This is a genomic window from Gracilinema caldarium, assembly GCF_029265695.1.
In the GTDB taxonomy this organism is placed as follows: Bacteria; Spirochaetota; Spirochaetia; order Treponematales; family Breznakiellaceae; genus Gracilinema; species Gracilinema caldarium_A.
The window spans coordinates 1-16835 of record NZ_JAJUHW010000026.1 but is presented as its reverse complement, the minus strand read 5'-3'; the positions used below and the strand labels follow the sequence as shown (position 1 = coordinate 16835).

Sequence of the window (16835 nt, the reverse complement as noted above, 5' to 3'; positions counted from 1 at the left end):
CTTGCAGGGTAAACCCCTTTAGGTCTGCGAAAAATTATCAGCCACAGTCCTGCGCCAGGGGGCTCTTTTTTCTTTATCTTCCCACTGAATCACCCGTTTTATAACAAAATGGGTTGTGTCCTGCGGATTGGGGAACTGAATGATCCCGAAACGGCCGCCGCCGATGTAGGTGAGACTCTCACCTTCCTGCAGATTTTCCCGGTCGCTGATTCGTCTCAGGGCGCAATCGAAATGCACCGGGGCAAGTGAAACCGGATCTGTTAACGCACTCGACAGGTCATTAAGGGGTTTCCCGCAATAGGGGCATTCGGACCGGGGAAGCTGATTTTGGCCAAGTTTGGGCGGCACCCATTGGGGCCGGTCGATGAGCGTTCCCTTTTGTTTATCAAACCGGGGTTTATCTACAGGTTTCTGTGCTGCCTTTTGCGGTGCTTTATCTTTGTTTTGCTGCCGGTCCCGATCTTTATATTTATTTCGCCGGCGGTTATATCCATCTCTGCCGTTTTCTGCCATGTATAGCTCCTGATTTTGGTCCTTCCAACAACTCTTCACTGAGAACCTGGGCAATTCTCTGTATCGCCCCTGCCAGATACAGATCGTCATTGATAAGCCGTTTTAGTTCTTCCAGTTTGTGGTTGTTCTGGTGGTTCTCTGTTTGAACCATCATAATACACGCTCCATAAAGGCTGAGGCAAGATGGTGAATGCTTTCTTTTCCGATAAATAGTACATCAAATCTCAAAGCCATACTGTTATATTCTCGATGGGTTGCAAGAAAAAACTTAGCCGTTTTAATGATTCTGGCTTGTTTTTGGTTGTTAAGAGCGTATTCCAAATTTTCTATACCAAAGGATGTCCAGGCTTTTACTTCGATGAATACAAGGGTATCATCGTGCTGGGCGATAATATCAATTTCGCCCCCTGTAAAACGGAAATTGCGGGCTATTATCCTAAAGCCCTGGGATTCTAGGTAGGCTGCAGCGCGTTCTTCGCCATCGAACCCTTTATTTCGTCTATTCACGGCCCTTAGTGAGTTCCTTGGGGTCAATCGCCCGGGCAATAAACATGCTCTTTTCTTGCAGCAGATTGATGATTTCCCCGTCGTCGTTGTTAAAGGCATTGCCAAACTCGTCTACGAGAATGCGTATCTTGGGCCGTAAGGGGGCATCACTGTGACCTTCGATAACCCTGGCTATGGCTCCGGTATTAAGAAGCACGATGGATCCAATAGGATAAATACCCATGGTCTTAATGAAGGCCTTGAGCACCTCCGGATCGAAACGCCGGGCATTGTCAGAAAGAAGATTTTTCATAGCCTGGTAGCCAATCATGGAGTTCCGATAGGGTTTTTCGCATACCATGGCTTCGAATGCGTCGGCCACACTGACAATCCGGGCTCCGAGAGCTATGGCTTCACCTGCAAGGCGCCGGGGATAGCCTTCCCCGTCCCACCGCTCGTGGTGCTGCAGGGCAATGACCCCTACATCTTCGGGGTACAGGAGTTCCTTGCAGATCATTTTATAGGCATATAAGGGGTGGGCCTGGATGCGGGACAGTTCTGTTTCAGAAAGACCGCCTTTTTTTTCCACAATATCCTTGGGTAGTTTCAGCATTCCGATGTCATGGAGCAAGGCACCGGTGGTAATCTGCAGTATTTTGTGGTTCGGAATCCGCAGTTCCATGGCAATAAGGGTGGAAAGAATAGCCGTATTTACTGAACTTTTGGCAAGAAGATTGCTGGTAACCTCGCCGCCTAATATATAGCCGACTATTTGGTCCCGGTGTTCCCGGACAGCCTGCAGAAGCCTTCCTGCGATACCGTCGATGCTGCGGCTTTCTACCGATAAACCTTCGGCTATATTTTGGAAAAGAGATCCGAGTTTTGCAATGAGATCTGTATAGGTTCGATAACTAGGAGCGTTATCCATGACCGATGGCAGGGAGAGTAGACTGACCGGGGCCTCTTGTTTTTTGTCGCCTATGGAAGGGCTGCTTTTGCTTTCTGCGGCTGCTTTCCCTGAATCGGCGGTATCGGACACAACAGTCCCGTTGGTTAAAACGTTGTCTATGCCCCATTTTATAAGACGGTCAATGTCCTTTTTTTTCACCGGAATCCCCGCGGGGACAAAGAGATTGTTATCCTGGATGTATACCGGTTCTGTAAAAATCTGCCCTTCCCGCAATGCATTGACTGGTATCTTTCTCACAATGTTTCCTCGTTTTTAATAATCGAAAATACTTTTGCTACAAGCTCCCAACACCAGGGAGGAACATAATCGCCAACAGAAAGTTCTTCCGTAAGTACGGTTGCAAGGTTTGCATCTTCAATTATAGTAATTCCTGATTTTTCAGCAAGTTCTATAATGTGTTCTGCCGCTTTGCCGGTCCCTGAGGCAACCACCTGAGGTGCGTAATCTCCCATTGTGTATTTAAGGGCGCTGGCTCGCTTTATCTTCATAAGTATAGCACTCTATATGTGAAATTCAAAGCTTGTATAGTTTTGTTCTTTGAATTCCTGAAATGATTCGGGCTTGTCGAACCTTACCTGTACAGTATCGGAAATTGTGGACAGGGATTTTATAATAGATTCCTTAGCCATGCTGCTTGCCGGCGGGGGAAATATCCACATGGTAACATTGGGTTTTTTCCCATTATTGCCAGCAGCTTGTACATACCAGCGGCGCTTTTCGGTTGCCGCGTCCAGAACAAGACTTTGGACTTCCAGTATACCCTGCGGATTATCGGTGCAGAGAAGGCGGAGCGTTCCTTTGAGCGTGTAGGTTTTCTCTGAAAATTGAAATGGTAAAATCAAAAGCCGCTGTTTATGATGATGCGGGAACCGGTTCAATAGATTGATGAGTGCATGCTGCTTGGCGCCGTCGCTGCAATAGTGGGCAGCCAAGGCCGGATCGGTGGGTGTTTCTGCGGCTTCCCTGTCTGCGGCTTCTTTATCGGGCTCTTCATCTGGATTGGCTGAACCATTTTCATGAACCGAACTTTTTAGCGGTGCTTTTTCTCCCTTTTGGTGAACCTTCGTGTGCTGAGCCCTTTCGGAGTAGGCGGAAAGCAGGGCAGCTAGTTCTTCAAGAGCGGGTTTAGAAAGACCTAACCCCTTGGTACGGGCGATTAAAGATGCCACAAGTCCCGCTTCTTTGAGATCCTCTGCAAGCAGGCTTGTTTGAGCTATAAGCCCCTCTATAGCTTCCTTTTTAAGCGGGATCCCGAAATGAAGGGCAAAACTAATTGCGGACCGAATTAGCGGTGTAGGAGAAAGGGATAGCCTTTTGGCAATTACATCAGAAGAAAGAGAAGCCTTTTGTGGATATCCAGAGAAGATCTGTTCTTGTACAGGACGAGAATGATATTCTTTACGAGGGTTGTCTTTTTTTTGTATCGAATCTGATGGCAATAAGCGCGGATATGCAGGCTTATTGCCGTCAGATTTTTCGCTTTTCATAGCCCCTGTTAGGCCTGGGCGCTTTCCTGACTTGCAGCAGCTTCGTGGGGCTTCTTGGAAATAAGCTCCTTAATCTTGGCAGCCTTTCCAATCTTGTCACGAATGTAATACAGTTTAGCCCGCCGAACCTTACCGGGCCGCATAACTTCGACCTTTACAACCCGGGGCGAATGCATGGGGAATACCCGTTCTACGCCAACACCGTAGGAGTTTTTGCGTACCGTGAAGGTTTTACCGATCTTTGAGTTTTTCATACAGATTACAAGCCCTTCGTAGGCCTGGATCCGTTCGGTTTTCCCTTCCACAATCTTAAAGTGGACCTTTACTGTATCACCCACTTTGAATGAATCCAGCTCGCTTTTCATCTGAGCCGCTTCGATAGCCTTAATTTCGTTCATCCGTATCCCCTTCGAACTCTGCAGCACCTTGCCCGCCACTGGACTGTATCTGCAGTTCTTGAATAAGTTTTCGTGTTTCAGCAGAAAACCGGCCTGCCGCCAGCCCCTTTGCTATCAAGTCTGGTCGAACCAGAAGGGTTTTTTCAACCCGTTTCCGCAGGCGCCATCGCCGAATCTGCTCGTGATGTCCGGAAAGCAACACCTCCGGGACCCGTAGCATATCATAAATCTCCGGTCTTGTATACTGGGGATATTCGAGAAGTCCATCGGAAAAACTTTCTTCTTCCAAGGATTCCGCTGAAATGACCCCTTCTACCAGCCGGTAGGTTGCATCAATAAGTACCAGGGCTCCAACTTCGCCCGAAGAGAGGACATAATCTCCAATGGAGATTTCATCATCCACATAGGAATCGATAATCCGCTGATCGATTCCTTCGTAGCGGCCGCACAGCAGGATGAGTTCCTGCTCCGTGGCGAGTTCCCTGGCCAGATCCTGGTCAAAGAGACGGCCCGAAGGGGATAGATACACCACCCGGGCTCTCTTGTTGTGTCGATTGGGGGCTTCCTGTGCTTCTGCTTGCATCAGTTTTTTTTGCGCCCCCGCATATTCCAGTGCCCTTCCTAAGGGCTCCGGTAGCATGAGCATCCCCGCGCCGCCGCCGTAGGGTGCATCATCGCATTTATGGTGCTTGTCGGTTGCAAAGTCCCGAATGTTTATGGAACGGTACCCAATAACTCCCCGGTGGATCGCCTTGGCCATTATAGAAGTCGCAAAAAAGGCATCCACAATTTCCGGAAAGAGGGTAAGAACGGTGTAGTTCACTCCAGAATCCACCCTTCTTTGAGCACCACGGTTCCACCTCTGATATCTATATCTCCGATAAATTCGTTTCTAAACGGGACAAGCCGGCGTTCGTTGTTGGCGGTTTCAATTTCCATAAGCTGTCCACCGCCGCCTTCCACCACGTCAGTTACCGTACCGACCTTGGGGCCGGACGCAAGTCCCAGATGAACGGCCAGGCCCCGAAGGTCTTCTATATAGTATTCGTCTTCGTCCAGCGGGGCTGCTTTCGTCCGGTCTACCAAGATTTCGCCGCCCTGCAAAGCCTTTGCCGATTCCGGACTGTCATAGCCTTTAAATTTGACGATAAACGAAGTCGGCCCATTGCCGATATTTTCTATTATGAGCGTCTTTTCCTGAGAGCCGAACCGTACCGTTACCTGATCAAGCTGTTCAAAATGGCTGCAGTCACCAGAAGGCAGCCTCACTTTGACATACCCTTTGACCCCAAAGGGCTGTCCTATGATGCCGGTAATGAAACGTTCGGTCACACCTGTAGTCCGTTAGTCGAGAATTTCCAGAACCGTCCGTTTTCCGGTTGTAACCGTGGCTGCCTGCAGGATGGTCCGTATTGCTTTGGCGATACGGCCCTGTTTACCGATAACCTTACCGATATCGTCCGGTGCTACTCGGAGTTCCAGGATGGTACTCTTTTCGCCTTCAATGACATTTACCTGCACTGCGGAAGGATCATCAACAAGACTTTTGGCGATATATTCAACAAGATCCTTTTCCATAGAGGCTCCTTGCTATAACTTAGAAGGTGAAATTGCTGTTGTTCAGGATCTTGCGGACCGTATCGGTGGGAGTCGCACCCTTGCTGAGCCAGGATTTTACTTTTTCTGCGTCAAAAGAAACCTGGGAACCCTCAGCTGCAATGGGGTGATAGATTCCTACTTCGTCGATGGTTTTGCCATCCCGGGGCGCTCGGGAATCCATAATGACAATCCGGTAATAGGGCCGTTTTTTGGTTCCGAACTTCTTAAGTCGAATGCGTGCACTCAAAGGTATCCTCCTCAATCTCTTCCCCATCTGGGGAAGGCCCGTCTTTAGTACTTATGCGTTGGCAGGGCTGCGGGCTATCAAAACCTGCCAGCGCGGTTATGCTGCGCGATTGCGCTGCGCAGTTGCGCTAGGTTGGGCGCGTAAGCCTTATATGTATCCGAAAATCGGGCTTTAGTCAACGGCCGCCCATACCGCCCATGCGGCTCATCATTGCCTGGGCTGCCTGGGGATTTTTACCCAGTTTTGCAACCTTTTTCATCATGGTTCGCATTTTTTCGAATTTTTTGATGAGCCGAGCAACCTCGGCTACGGATGTCCCGGAACCCCGGGCGATGCGGGCCCTGCGGGATGGGCCAATTATAAGATAATTCTGCCGTTCCTTTTTGGTCATGGAACAGATAATGGCTTCCTGGGTTTTCAGGTCCGCCTTGTTAAGGTCCTCTTCGGAAATTTGGCCTGCCATGCCGGGCAGCATTTCCAGCATAGACTGGAGGGAGCCCATTTTCTTAACAGACCGGATTTGATCGAGCCAGTCCTGGAGAGTGAAATCCTCGGAGAGCATCTTTTTCTGCAGAGCTGCGGCTTCTTCCTGGTTCACCACCTGCTGGGCCTTTTCCACAAGGCTCACAATGTCGCCCATGCCAAGAATACGGCTTGCGATACGGTCAGGGTAGAAGGGTTCAAAGTCCTCAGGTTTTTCGCCGACACCGACAAATTTGAGGGGTTTGCCCGTCACGGTTTTGAGGGAGAGGGCCGCACCGCCCCGGGTGTCGGAGTCGAATTTGGTCAGGATAACACCGCTCAGGCCTATTTGTTCATCAAAGGCCTTAGCGATATCCACCGCTGACTGGCCGGTCATGGCATCGGCCACGAGGAGCAGTTCGTCGGGCTTAGCGGCATCCCGCAGACGGACCAATTCGGCCATCATTTCCTGGTCTATTTGTAGCCGGCCCGTGGTGTCCACGATAAGGGTGTCGTAAAGGTTTTTCCGGGCTGTGTCCAGGGCAGCCTTATACACCTTAACAGGGTCCTTAGCTCCTTCTTCTTTGTAGACCGGCACCCCGATCTGGGACCCAAGGACCGAAAGCTGTTCCATGGCCGCGGGCCGGACCAGGTCGCAGGCCACGAGAAGTACCTTGCGGCCCTCTTTTTTAAGCCGCAGAGCGAGCTTGGCGGAGCTTGTGGTTTTTCCCGAACCCTGGAGGCCCAGCATAAGAATAATCGACTGGGTGTCAGGGCCTTTCAGGACCAGATCTTGTTTGGTATCCCCAAGGAAGGCCACGAGCTTGTCGTGGACGATTTTTACAAACTGTTGTCCTGGGTCTACCGAACGGAGCACCCGTTCACCCTTGGCTTCCTCTATGGTGGCATTTACAAAGCGCCGCACGACCCTAAGGTTTACATCCGCTTCAAGGAGGGCCATTTTGATGGCTTCCACGGCGTCTTCGATATTTTTTTCTGTTATGGTTGCCTTGCCGCTAATGGTCCGCAGGGCATCCTGGATTTTTCCGGTCAGTTTTTCGAGCATAATCCTATCCTAAGTCTTTGATAAAGCCGTGCAGAAATTCGATCGGTGTCAGTTCCCGGTTTAAAATACGGTACAAACCGAGAGAAATCGGCATTTTAAGGTTGTGCTGTTCCGCAAGCATTTTAACATATTTGGCCGCCACGACACCTTCAGGCAGGTACCCCACTTCTCCGATCCGGGTGATAAGGTCTTCCAGGTTCGCAAAGGGCTTTAAAATATCCTTTTCGATAATTTCCCGGCCAAAGCGGCGGTTCCGGCCGAATATAGACCGGCAGGTTACGTCCAGGTCGCCCACCCCGGATATGGAGGTAAAGGTTTCCGGGTGGGTGGCTCCCAGGGCCCGGCCCAGGGTTTGGATTTCATTGAGTCCCGCCGCAAGGAGGAGCGATTCGGTGCCGTCGCCAAAAATGTCTTCCAGGCCCCGTTCAGCCGCAGTGGTTTTAAGGGCATCCAGCATACCGAAGGCGATGGCTATAACGTTTTTGGAGGCCGCCGCAACCTGGACCCCCCGTACATCAAAAGAAGAGAATACAAGGAGCCTGTTGGTTTTAAGAAGGTCCCGGAATCGGATGGACTGTTTTGCGTTTTCGCTCGCGGCGATAAGGCCCGTTATTTTGCCCCGGGAAACTTCTTCCGCATGGCTCGGGCCCGCGATATACACCAGGGACTGGCGGTAAAAACCCGGAAGGTAATCTTCCAGGGTTTCCAGGATGAGCCGGGGGCCCTTGGCGGTAGGAATGAAACCTTTGGTAATGACCCCAATAGCGGTCTCCCCTTCCCGGATGGAAGGAACGGAAAGTATTTTTTTGACCGAATCCAGCAAGTACAGGGAGGGGCTTGCCAGGATAAGAAATTCCTTACCGTCCGCAGTGGCCGCCGGATCGGTATAGGCCTTAAGGTTTTCTGGTAGTTTTACATCCGGTAAATACCGGTAATTTTCGTGCCGGAGGTTAATATCCTCCGCCGTAGAGGCTTCGTGGCTCCAGATATCAACATCGATACCCTTTTCCGCTATAACTTTTGCGACCGCGGTTCCCCAGGCTCCCGCGCCCAGTACTCCTACCTTTGCACTCATTTTTTCTCTTCCTCCAGAGTGTTCAAGAGTGATTCTAGTTCAATAACCCGCTCCTGTATCAGGTTGATGCCATTCTGCCAGAAGCTGGGGCCTTCCAGATCAAAGCCCGCCGCTTTGCCCACATCCTCCGCACTGGCTCGGCCAGTGAGCCTGAGGATTTCCTTGTAGGTTTCTGCAAAGGCCGGCCCCTTTTCACGGGCCTGAGCGTATAGGCCGTAGGCGAAGAGCTGGCCGAATGCATAGGGGAAGTTATAAAAGGCGAGGGCCGGACTGTAGTAATGGCTTTTTACGGCCCACATATAGGGATGCAGCAGTTCCGGATCCAAACCATCGCCATAGGTGGCAAGCTGGGCTTCTTTCATCAAGCTGCAGAATTCTTCCGGCGAAAGCTCACCCTGTTCGCGTTTTTCAAAGACTGCCCGTTCAAAATAGAAGCGGGATAAAATGTCAACGATAATTTGGCAGGCATCTTTAAGGTTTCCCTCAATTAAACTGAGCCGTTCCTCTCTGCTCGCCGTTTTAAGGGCCTCTTCCAGAATGATGGTTTCCGCAAAGGTGCTTGCTGTTTCTGCCAGAGTCATGGGATAGGCCGCCAGGGTTCCCGGCAGGTCCTTTAGGACCTCGTGGTGCCAGGCATGACCCAGTTCATGGGCCACGGTGGTGACCGAGTCAAAGGAGCCTTCGAAGTTGCAGAGAATGCGGGACTCCTTGGCCAGCGGAAAGTCGGTGCAGTAGGCGCCGCCAATCTTGCCTTCCCGGCCTTCCGCATCGATCCAGGAAAAGGTAAAGGCGTGGCGGGCAAAGTTCCCCATGCCGGGATCAAAGGCACTGAATTTATCGATGATAAAGTCCCGGCTTTCTTCCCAGGTCCAGGTGCGGCTCGCTGTGCCGACGGGGGCAAAGAGGTCGTAAAAGGCGCATCGGTCTACGCCGAGGATCCGGGCTTTGGCTTTGAGGTACCGGCGGAACAGGGGGAGGGAGCCTTCCATGACGGAAATGAGGGCGTCCAGGGTTTTCCGACTGATCCGGGATTGATAGGCCGCCTTATCCAGGGCGGACTGCCAGCCCCGGCGCTTATCGACCGTAATGGCAAAGCCTTTAACGCCGTTCAATGAGGCAGCCAAGGGGATTTTCATGGAGTCCCAGGCGGTGAGTTCTGCCTTATAGGCCCGTTCCCGGATTGTCCGGTCTCGATTGTGGGCCAGGTCTCGCAGGGCGATAACGGTCTTTTTTTCGCCTGTGGCGGGGTCCCAGAGGGCGCTTACGGTTGATGAAATTGCCTCCTGGAGCCGACTCCAGGCGTCGCCGCCGCTCCGGTTCAGGTCATTTGCCAGGTCTTCCAGTTCCGGGGCCATCTGGTATTTGGCTCGGGTGAGCGCATCGGAGAGGAAAAACTTGTATGCTTTAAGCTGTTCGTTTGTTTCCGCCAGGTTCAGTACCAGGTCCGCCCGCTCGGCGAGCCGGGTCCTTAAGATAACTGCGGCTTTCCCCAGGGGGAGGGCGAGGGTTTCCAGGCTGTTAATTTCGTTTAATGCACGGGAATTACGGGTGTCCGTGGTATAGATAGCCGAAGCGTAGGCTTCGAGGTTTTCGGCCAGGTCAGAGGCATCTTCGTAGCTGTGAATCCAGGTCAGCACCAGACGTGCAGACTGGTCCTTATCTTCGGGCCAGGGCTGCTGGAGCAGGTCCAGGAGTTTTTGGGCCTGTTCGGCCAAAAGGTCCTTGTCCCGCAGATATTCAGGGGCATCAAAGGAACTATAGATACTGGATAGGTTCCAGCGGGGAAGTTTAGAACCAGCGTTCATTGCCGTCCTCCCAATCGATGATTTCCGATTCCTTAAAAAATAGGCCTATTTCCCGCTCTGCGCTGGCAGGGGAATCGGAGGCGTGTACAATGTTCAGCCTTGTTTGATAGGCAAAGTCGCCGCGGATGGTACCGGGCGGGGCATTAGTAACGTCTGTGGGACCCACGAGGCGGCGCACTGTGGCGATAACCCCGTCACCCTCCAAAACCATGGCGACCACAGGTCCGGAAAGGGTGTAGGCCACCAGTTTATCGTAAAAATCCTTGCCCACATGTTCACGGTAATGGGCTTCCACAAGGGAGCGGTCCATTTGCATCAATTTTAATCCAACGATTTTAAGGCCCTTCCGTTCAAAACGGGAAAGCACTTCTCCAACAATGCGGCGCTGTAAAACGCCGGGTTTCAGCATGGCAAAGGTGCGTTCTTTCATAGGGGTACTATATCAACTATGGGCTGGCTCGGCTACTATTCGTATGATACGGACATAAGGCAGAGACCCCGTGCCGGGGCCGGTTCGGGAGCCCGTGAACGGTCCTGGGCGTGTAGCAGGGCAGAAATGTCCTGTGGCTGCAGCTTGCCAAGGCCTGCCTGGACTAGAACCATGGTCATAATGCGGACCTGGTTCCAAAGAAAGCTGTCGGCGGTAAAAAAAATGTCGAGCTGAGGGCCCTTTTGTTTAATGCCGATGCGGTGAATAGTCCTGACCCGGTTTGTTTTGGATTTATCCGCCGTAAGGCTGGTAAAGTCATGGGTGCCTTCAAGAACTTTCGCTGCGGCCTCCATGGCTGCAATGTCTAACTGGTCCCGGATATGCCAGGAGTAGGCTGCCCGAAAGGGGTCTCCAGCGGGCCCCGTTATAATACTGTAGCGGTAGGTCCGTGTTTTTGCGTGGTACCGGGCGTGGAAGCGCTCCGGGGCGGGCTCGATGAAGCGCACCGCTACGTCGGCGGGCAGCTCCTCGTTGACCGTCCGGAAGAGTTTTTCCAGGTCTGCTTTGACGGGAACCACCGCACTTGCCACCTGGCCCGCTGCGTGGACCCCCGCGTCGGTGCGGCCTGCCCCCACAAGGTGCAGTGCCTCCGCAGTGTAGCTCCCCGGCGCTACCGCGCCCCCCGAAGCGCGGGGCAGGGCCGCAAGGAGGGCCGCTTCCAGTACCGCCTGGACGGTTCTGCCGTTACCCTTTTGCCAGCCCTTAAAGCGGCTCCCATCGTAGGCTACCACTAATTTGATGGACCGGAGGTTCATCAATAGTCGATTCCGATAGCCTTGCGAAGCCGAGCGATGGTGCGGCTCGCAATGCTGCGGGCCTTTTCTGCCCCCTCTTTTAGGGTCTTATCCAGGCCCGCAGGGTCTGCAATGAGGGCCTCAAAGCGTTCCCGCATGGGGGTAAGTTCCCGGTTCACCACCTGGAACAGGGCTTCCTTTGCCTCGCCCCAGCCCATGCCCCCTGCACGGTACCGGGCAGCCAGGGCTTCCTGTTCTTCCTTGTTAGCAAACAGCTTGTAGAGGGCAAAAATCTGGCAGGTATCGGGATCCTTGGGCTCCTCCACTGTTTGTGAATTGGTAACAATCCGCATGATAAGCTTGCGGAGCTGTTTTTCAGGCGCAAAGAGGGGAATATAGTTATTGTAGCTTTTGCTCATTTTACGGCCGTCCAGGCCGGGGATTACCGCCACGGATTCCTGTATTAAGGCCTGGGGAATAACGAGCAGGTCCTTTTTATAGTTAAAATTGATGGCCCCCGCAATGTCCTGGGCCATTTCTACATGCTGGACCTGGTCCTTTCCCACGGGAACCACGTCGGTGTCGAAGAGGAGTATATCCGCCGCCATGAGGACCGGGTAGGTATAGAGCCCCATGTTTATCCCCGCATCGGGGTCTTCGCCCTTTTCATTGTTCGCCTGGACTGCTGCCTTGTACGCATGGGCCCGGTTCATGAGCCCCTTGGCGGTAAAGGCCATCAATATGGTAGAGAGTTCAAAGGTTTCGGGGACCGAGCTTTGGCGGTAAAAGACCACCTTTTCTGGATCCAGCCCTGCGGCGAGCCATCCCGCGGCAACCTCTCTGATATAGGTCGTGAGCTCCTTGCTGTCCTTTACTGAGTTCAGGGCATGGTAGTCGGCTATAAAATACCGGGCTTCGTAATCCCGAGCCAGTTCCAGGGCCGGTTTGATGGCCCCAAAATAGTTGCCGATATGTAAAGAACCGGTTGGCTTAATGCCGGTAAGCGATATTTTGCGCATGGGTATACTCCTTGGAATTGGTTCGCATTATACTGATTTTTGCCAAGCCGGGGCAAGGCGATGGGGAAAATTAGATTGACGACCCTCCTTTTTGGTATTATTATGCATGTATAATGCATGCGAGGTGGTGAATGCCGACGCTTCAAGTAAGAGATTTGCCGCAAGAATTATACAATCAGTTAAGTTTTCTCGCTGAAAAAGAACATCGTAGCTTAGCGCAAGAGACCATTGTTCTTTTGAAAGAAGGAATTGAAAATAGATTAAATAATCGTGAAAGAAGAAAAAAACTTCTTGAATCCTTTCAAGGCCTCGGTATTGATACAAAAAATTTACCGAGCCCAGAACAAATGGTAAGAGAAGATCGGGATTCGCGATGAGAGTAGTGCTTGATGCGAGCGCAGCCATAGAAATTGCTCTCGAAAGAGAACACTCTAAAATTTTTTTAGAAAAAGTTAAAAACTCATCAGTAGTATTAGCTCCCGATACATTTGTTTCTGAGGTTACTAATGTATTTTGGAAATATAAAAAATTCCAACAATTTACTGATGACGTGTGTATTGCTGGGATTGAGTTTTGTATCAATTTAGTGGATATATTCGTGGATTCAAAAGAACTATGGCGCGAGGCATATTTAGAAGGAATTAAGAACAATTCATCTCCATATGATATGTTTTATCTTGTCGTGGCAAGAAGAAACGTAGCCAAAATATTGTCATGCGACAAAAAATTATTTGAAATAGCTCAAGCAGAAAAATTAACCTAAAATAGGTACGGTTATGAAAAGAACATTAATTTTCATCAATTTATTGAGCATTCTTACTGTATTACTGCCGGCAGCCCCGAACACTCGTTTATCCACATTGATGGACATGCTTGCCTCTTCTTACTACGAAGATCATCTGCAAGTAGCCTTTGGGTCCTTTACCTATGAGTATTCTGGAATCGCGACTCCCTTTTCGCGGTGGCTGGAAGACGAATTAACCCGGGCAGCGCCGAGCTCCAAACGAGTGCGGCTTTTTAACCGAGCGGCGGTGTTTGCCATGGATCCCGCATTCCGGGCCCAATATGCTGATTTTTTTGCCACCAATCAGGTGGATGCCATGCTTTCGGGCAAGTTTTTTAAGGAACAGGACCGCGTCCGGGTGCAATTTGACCTGACAAGTTTAAGAAATGGTAATCTCATTGGCTCTGAAGAAGTAAGCTTTCTGCTTAAGGATCTCCCAAAAAATATAGCCATTGTACCGGATAAGGAGACCGTGGACCGGGCCCAGCTCCTTTCTAACTTTATCAGTACCGATGTAAATGACCCCTCGAGCCAGCGTACAATTCTTACCGTATCTGTTGCAACCGATCGGGGGGCTGGCGGGGTGTACCGTGACGGGGATAGCTTAAAAATCTATGTATATGTAAACCAGGACGCCTATGTGAGGTTGTATCATATTGATGTATCGGGCGCCGCAACGCTCATTTGGCCCAATTCGTATGGCGGTAAAGATGGCCGTATTTTAGCCAATACCCTGCTCACCATCCCCGGCCCACATGATCCCTTTGCATTCAAGCTCGGCGCTCCCTATGGCACTGAGTTTATTAAAGTCCTTGCTTCCACTGAACCATTTATAAACCTCGAGGCTGACTTCCAGCAGCCAAGCGCCAATGTGCGGGAGTCTATTGCCCGGGGCTTAGAGATGGCAACAAAAAGGAGCAGCAAAAACGCACAGTTTGCCGAGGCTCTGGCTAATTATATAATTACTCCATGAGGTGCGGAGGGCCTGTGCCCGCTTGTGGCGCTATCCCTCCGGATGGCGGGGCACAACAGGTGACCGGGTGTGGCTCAGCGGCCTTATTCCTTTGCGCATTCGTTCAAAACGGCTCTTTTGTATTGACTCTTTCAGGATTCACCTATACCCGATAAAAAACAATTAAGGGAATTATTTCATGAAATTGGAATCTTCAGCATTATCTTCATTAATCTGTCCCAGTCTGGCTCAGGGAGGTCTGTGGGGTAAAGCTTATCAATCCGGATCATGGTAAGGCCATGTATGTAAGCCCAGGCTGCGGTGGTAATGTCCAAATCTATGGATTCCGTTTCGCCTGCATCTGGTGTGTGTGGTGCAGCGCCATTTCCGGCTGCAAGGGTTTGCGCAAGCAGCTGGAGGGATTTGCGTGCCCATCCTGTATACTCATTAGGCATGACACATATCAGAGAAGAGTTCATCAACCTGTAAAGAGCAGGTCGTGCGACCGCAAATTCCATATATGTTCTGCCCATAAGGCTGAGTGGACTTTCATCGACTGTTTTATCTTTTTGTGTTTCAAGGGAAACCGCTAAAGCTTCATACAGGAGCCTGTATCCTTCGTCGGCGAGGGCTCCCAGGAAAAGGTCTTTGTTTTTAAAATGCCGGTACGGGGCTGTCTTGGAAACCCCAGCTGCTTCTGCAAGGGCACGCAGACTCAGAGCTTCGACCCCTTCGCGTTCCAGAGCATCTAAGCCTCTTCTAATAAGCTCTTCCCGCAGGCGGCCATGATGATAGGTTTCTTTTTTTGTTTGCTGTTTATTCATGCTATGCTTCCTCATTTTACTCTTTCATTGATTGTTTCGTCAAAGGGAATCTATGCTGTATTATAAGATGTTGACACTGCCAACACTAAACTGTATAATGTTGGAAGTGTCAACATTAAAAGGTTTGGCACGGAGGAAACACAATGGTTAGGAATATGAGAAGTAATGCGGGCACAATTGTCCTTTTTATTCTGGTGAGTATGTTTGCGGTGGCTTGCTCAAGCGAACCAGAAAATCGGCCTGCTCCAAAAACGGGAATTGTCTCAGGGCCCCGTTTAGAACTGCATCTGGAACCGGGCCCCTTTTACGCAAAGGATATGCGCATGCTGTGGATCCGCTATACCGTATGGCCTCAGGTGGCTGCATGGATTGAAACCCCTGACGGTCGTTACCTTGATACCATCTATGTTACCGAACTTGCGGTTACGGGAAAGTATCGAGCTGCACCCCAAAAGGGGCGTCCTGAAGCCTTGCCTGTTTGGACTGCGAGGAAGTCCGGTAAAGTAGACGCGGTTTCTTCTCCGACCACGGTTGGAAAAGATGTGGTGTATGGCAATAACATTGTTTCCCGTATTCCTGCGGGGCCTTATGTGGTAATGCTGGAGACAAACCGATCCTACGATTGGAACGGGACATACACAAAGAAGAATGCGGGGGTGAACGGTCAACCTTCGGTTGTTTACCGGGCGGAGATCGATATTGGATCTGGACCCCGAGAGGCTCGGTTTGAACCGATTGGTGTGGGATCTGTTGATGGATCGGATGGCGAAATCCGGCCGAGTCTCGCGGGAATTGATACAGCTCTATGGCTGTTTTCATCAATGACGGTGCGGTATATCGATAAATAAGGCCGCCGCTTCGCCGCATCTACCCTTGTTTTGTTAAGTCTTCTTTCCAGGTTTTAGTAACCTGTTTATGAATAAGATAAATATAGGGCATCCCCAAGTTTGTTTCGATTAACGAATTGATAACGAGGGGCTGCCATAAGGGCGGGCGGATGCCGCTTATAAGCAGTGACCATTCAACCCCATGCCCATCCCGATCTAAGAGGAGCCAAATCCACGCAAAATTGGTGAACCCATAGCTCATGCTGAGCCATAAAAGAAACCAAAATGGATCTGCCCAGATCCTACAGTTCCAGTTCCCGTACCGCAAGGCGCCCTAAGGTGCCTGGGACAAGATGCCAGAACCGGACGATAAACCATTGGTCCGCGGGGACGGTGAGGGTCGCAAAGGTTGGCCCCTGGGGATTCCGGGGCTTACCGAGACTGCCTGGATTAAGGACGAGCCGGCCCTCTATCTCTTCCCAATAGGGTCTATGGGTATGACCGAATATAATACCATCCGCCTCATCCGCGGTGCTAAGGCGGAGCAGGGTGTCAAGGCTATCGTGAACTCCCTGAATATGACCGTGGGTAAGATAAAACCGCTTCCCTGAAAATTCTACTATACGGGTTGGTGGATATTGATGATCAAAGTCTCCGTTTCCCCGCACCAGTGCCCATTCGGGGCGGTAACCGGTCCGTTCAGCCACGAGGGGGAGGTCCGCGATGCCGTCTCCTAAAAACCAGAGCTGTTCAATGCCCCGGCAGCCCTTGGCCCAGTCCAGAACCGCCGCCAGGTTCTGCAGAACCCCGTGGGTATCGGAAAGCACCAGTGCTGTAGGGAAGTTAAAACGTTCAGCCATGGTCAGATTATACCGGCCCCAAGCCGTTCATGCAATTGTAGAGGAGCTACAGCGGGCAGGCAAACGAAAGAGTGCAACACGGTTGAAGCAAGAATTAGAGCTACCGGTAAGTGTAACGACGGTACTAAAAATACTCCGGGCCGAAGGATTATTACGGCCGCAGCGAAAAGTGGTGGAGAAGAAACGAGACTTACGGCTGGTGAAGCAGCGGCTGAAAGCCATGGAGAAGCTCCAGGT

At 51.1% G+C, this 16835-nt stretch carries 25 protein-coding genes; 5 read left to right on the top strand and 20 right to left on the bottom strand.

Going from position 1 to position 16835, the window contains the following annotated elements; genetic code table 11:
* Positions 1-18: 18 nt before the first annotated feature.
* The 17 genes from Q7P68_RS09305 to Q7P68_RS09225 all read right to left on the bottom strand — a co-directional run bounded on the left by Q7P68_RS09305 (position 19) and on the right by Q7P68_RS09225 (position 12351).
* The gene (locus Q7P68_RS09305; RefSeq protein ID WP_304225013.1) at positions 19-513 is read right to left on the bottom strand and encodes a hypothetical protein; all 495 of its coding nucleotides are present in this window, start codon (positions 511-513) and stop codon (positions 19-21) included.
* Complete coding sequence (locus Q7P68_RS09300; protein WP_304225011.1) at positions 485-667, bottom strand: hypothetical protein; 183 nt, start codon at positions 665-667, stop codon at positions 485-487. The genes Q7P68_RS09305 and Q7P68_RS09300 overlap by 29 nt, the downstream gene beginning before the upstream one ends.
* Positions 664-1020, bottom strand: a complete 357-nt coding sequence (locus tag Q7P68_RS09295) for a YraN family protein (protein ID WP_304225009.1) — start codon at positions 1018-1020, stop codon at positions 664-666. Before Q7P68_RS09295 ends, Q7P68_RS09300 begins: the two co-directional genes overlap by 4 nt.
* Positions 1013-2206 (bottom strand): HD-GYP domain-containing protein, encoded by a 1194-nt coding sequence (locus Q7P68_RS09290; RefSeq protein WP_304225007.1) that lies wholly within the window; start codon positions 2204-2206, stop codon positions 1013-1015. The genes Q7P68_RS09295 and Q7P68_RS09290 overlap by 8 nt, the downstream gene beginning before the upstream one ends.
* Positions 2203-2457 carry an EscU/YscU/HrcU family type III secretion system export apparatus switch protein gene (locus Q7P68_RS09285; RefSeq protein ID WP_304225005.1) on the bottom strand — a complete coding sequence of 85 codons (255 nt, stop codon included), beginning with the start codon at positions 2455-2457 and terminating at the stop codon, positions 2203-2205. The genes Q7P68_RS09290 and Q7P68_RS09285 overlap by 4 nt, the downstream gene beginning before the upstream one ends.
* Positions 2458-2469: 12 nt before the next feature.
* A complete protein-coding gene (locus tag Q7P68_RS09280) occupies positions 2470-3456 on the bottom strand; it encodes a hypothetical protein (protein ID WP_304225003.1) in 987 nt (328 codons plus the stop codon).
* An 8-nt stretch (positions 3457-3464) separates the two neighbouring features.
* Entirely contained in the window at positions 3465-3854 is a 390-nt protein-coding gene (gene rplS / locus Q7P68_RS09275; RefSeq protein WP_304225001.1) for a 50S ribosomal protein L19, read from the bottom strand.
* Positions 3841-4677: a tRNA (guanosine(37)-N1)-methyltransferase TrmD gene (gene trmD, locus Q7P68_RS09270; RefSeq protein ID WP_304224998.1), complete on the bottom strand. Its 837-nt coding sequence runs from the start codon at positions 4675-4677 to the stop codon at positions 3841-3843. The genes rplS and trmD overlap by 14 nt, the downstream gene beginning before the upstream one ends.
* On the bottom strand, positions 4674-5186 hold the full coding sequence (gene rimM / locus Q7P68_RS09265) for a ribosome maturation factor RimM (protein ID WP_304224972.1): 513 nt from the start codon (positions 5184-5186) through the stop codon (positions 4674-4676). The genes trmD and rimM overlap by 4 nt, the downstream gene beginning before the upstream one ends.
* A gap of 12 nt (positions 5187-5198) precedes the next feature.
* On the bottom strand, positions 5199-5432 hold the full coding sequence (locus tag Q7P68_RS09260) for a KH domain-containing protein (protein WP_304224970.1): 234 nt from the start codon (positions 5430-5432) through the stop codon (positions 5199-5201).
* A gap of 19 nt (positions 5433-5451) precedes the next feature.
* The gene (gene rpsP / locus Q7P68_RS09255) at positions 5452-5727 is read right to left on the bottom strand and encodes a 30S ribosomal protein S16 (RefSeq protein ID WP_304224968.1); all 276 of its coding nucleotides are present in this window, start codon (positions 5725-5727) and stop codon (positions 5452-5454) included.
* Between the two features lie 148 nt (positions 5728-5875).
* Positions 5876-7228, bottom strand: coding sequence for a signal recognition particle protein (gene ffh, locus Q7P68_RS09250; RefSeq protein WP_304224967.1), 1353 nt, complete (start codon positions 7226-7228; stop codon positions 5876-5878).
* 4 nt (positions 7229-7232) lie between these two features.
* Positions 7233-8303 (bottom strand): NAD(P)H-dependent glycerol-3-phosphate dehydrogenase, encoded by a 1071-nt coding sequence (locus Q7P68_RS09245; protein WP_304224966.1) that lies wholly within the window; start codon positions 8301-8303, stop codon positions 7233-7235.
* Positions 8300-10108 carry a M3 family oligoendopeptidase gene (locus tag Q7P68_RS09240; RefSeq protein WP_304224965.1) on the bottom strand — a complete coding sequence of 603 codons (1809 nt, stop codon included), beginning with the start codon at positions 10106-10108 and terminating at the stop codon, positions 8300-8302. Before Q7P68_RS09240 ends, Q7P68_RS09245 begins: the two co-directional genes overlap by 4 nt.
* Positions 10092-10538 carry a nucleoside-diphosphate kinase gene (ndk, locus tag Q7P68_RS09235; protein WP_304224964.1) on the bottom strand — a complete coding sequence of 149 codons (447 nt, stop codon included), beginning with the start codon at positions 10536-10538 and terminating at the stop codon, positions 10092-10094. The genes Q7P68_RS09240 and ndk overlap by 17 nt, the downstream gene beginning before the upstream one ends.
* 35 nt (positions 10539-10573) lie before the next feature.
* Positions 10574-11353, bottom strand: a complete 780-nt coding sequence (truA, locus tag Q7P68_RS09230; RefSeq protein WP_304224963.1) for a tRNA pseudouridine(38-40) synthase TruA — start codon at positions 11351-11353, stop codon at positions 10574-10576.
* Positions 11353-12351, bottom strand: coding sequence for a tryptophan--tRNA ligase (locus Q7P68_RS09225; RefSeq protein WP_304224962.1), 999 nt, complete (start codon positions 12349-12351; stop codon positions 11353-11355). The genes truA and Q7P68_RS09225 overlap by 1 nt, the downstream gene beginning before the upstream one ends.
* A 131-nt stretch (positions 12352-12482) precedes the next feature.
* On the opposite strand from Q7P68_RS09225, the gene Q7P68_RS09220 reads away from it, so the two are divergent.
* From Q7P68_RS09220 to Q7P68_RS09210, 3 genes are read left to right on the top strand one after another with little or no spacing between them, the layout of a single operon-like run.
* Positions 12483-12728, top strand: coding sequence for a hypothetical protein (locus Q7P68_RS09220; protein ID WP_304224961.1), 246 nt, complete (start codon positions 12483-12485; stop codon positions 12726-12728).
* Positions 12725-13114: a type II toxin-antitoxin system VapC family toxin gene (locus tag Q7P68_RS09215; RefSeq protein ID WP_304224960.1), complete on the top strand. Its 390-nt coding sequence runs from the start codon at positions 12725-12727 to the stop codon at positions 13112-13114. The genes Q7P68_RS09220 and Q7P68_RS09215 overlap by 4 nt, the downstream gene beginning before the upstream one ends.
* A gap of 13 nt (positions 13115-13127) precedes the next feature.
* Positions 13128-14108 carry a DUF4384 domain-containing protein gene (locus tag Q7P68_RS09210; RefSeq protein ID WP_304224959.1) on the top strand — a complete coding sequence of 327 codons (981 nt, stop codon included), beginning with the start codon at positions 13128-13130 and terminating at the stop codon, positions 14106-14108.
* Positions 14109-14284: 176 nt separating this feature from the next.
* Here the strand turns inward: Q7P68_RS09210 and Q7P68_RS09205 are convergent, their stop codons facing one another.
* The gene (locus Q7P68_RS09205) at positions 14285-14911 is read right to left on the bottom strand and encodes a TetR/AcrR family transcriptional regulator (protein WP_304224958.1); all 627 of its coding nucleotides are present in this window, start codon (positions 14909-14911) and stop codon (positions 14285-14287) included.
* A gap of 155 nt (positions 14912-15066) precedes the next feature.
* On the opposite strand from Q7P68_RS09205, the gene Q7P68_RS09200 reads away from it, so the two are divergent.
* Complete coding sequence (locus Q7P68_RS09200; protein WP_304224956.1) at positions 15067-15759, top strand: hypothetical protein; 693 nt, start codon at positions 15067-15069, stop codon at positions 15757-15759.
* A 19-nt stretch (positions 15760-15778) separates the two neighbouring features.
* On the opposite strand, the gene Q7P68_RS09195 is transcribed toward Q7P68_RS09200, so the two are convergent.
* Positions 15779-16000 carry a hypothetical protein gene (locus tag Q7P68_RS09195; RefSeq protein WP_304224955.1) on the bottom strand — a complete coding sequence of 74 codons (222 nt, stop codon included), beginning with the start codon at positions 15998-16000 and terminating at the stop codon, positions 15779-15781.
* A gap of 40 nt (positions 16001-16040) precedes the next feature.
* Positions 16041-16598 carry a metallophosphoesterase family protein gene (locus Q7P68_RS09190; RefSeq protein WP_304224954.1) on the bottom strand — a complete coding sequence of 186 codons (558 nt, stop codon included), beginning with the start codon at positions 16596-16598 and terminating at the stop codon, positions 16041-16043.
* Here Q7P68_RS09190 and Q7P68_RS09185 point away from each other — a divergent pair.
* A partial coding sequence (locus Q7P68_RS09185) for a hypothetical protein (protein WP_304224952.1) occupies positions 16597-16835 on the top strand: 239 nt, incomplete at its 3' end. The genes Q7P68_RS09190 and Q7P68_RS09185 overlap by 2 nt on opposite strands.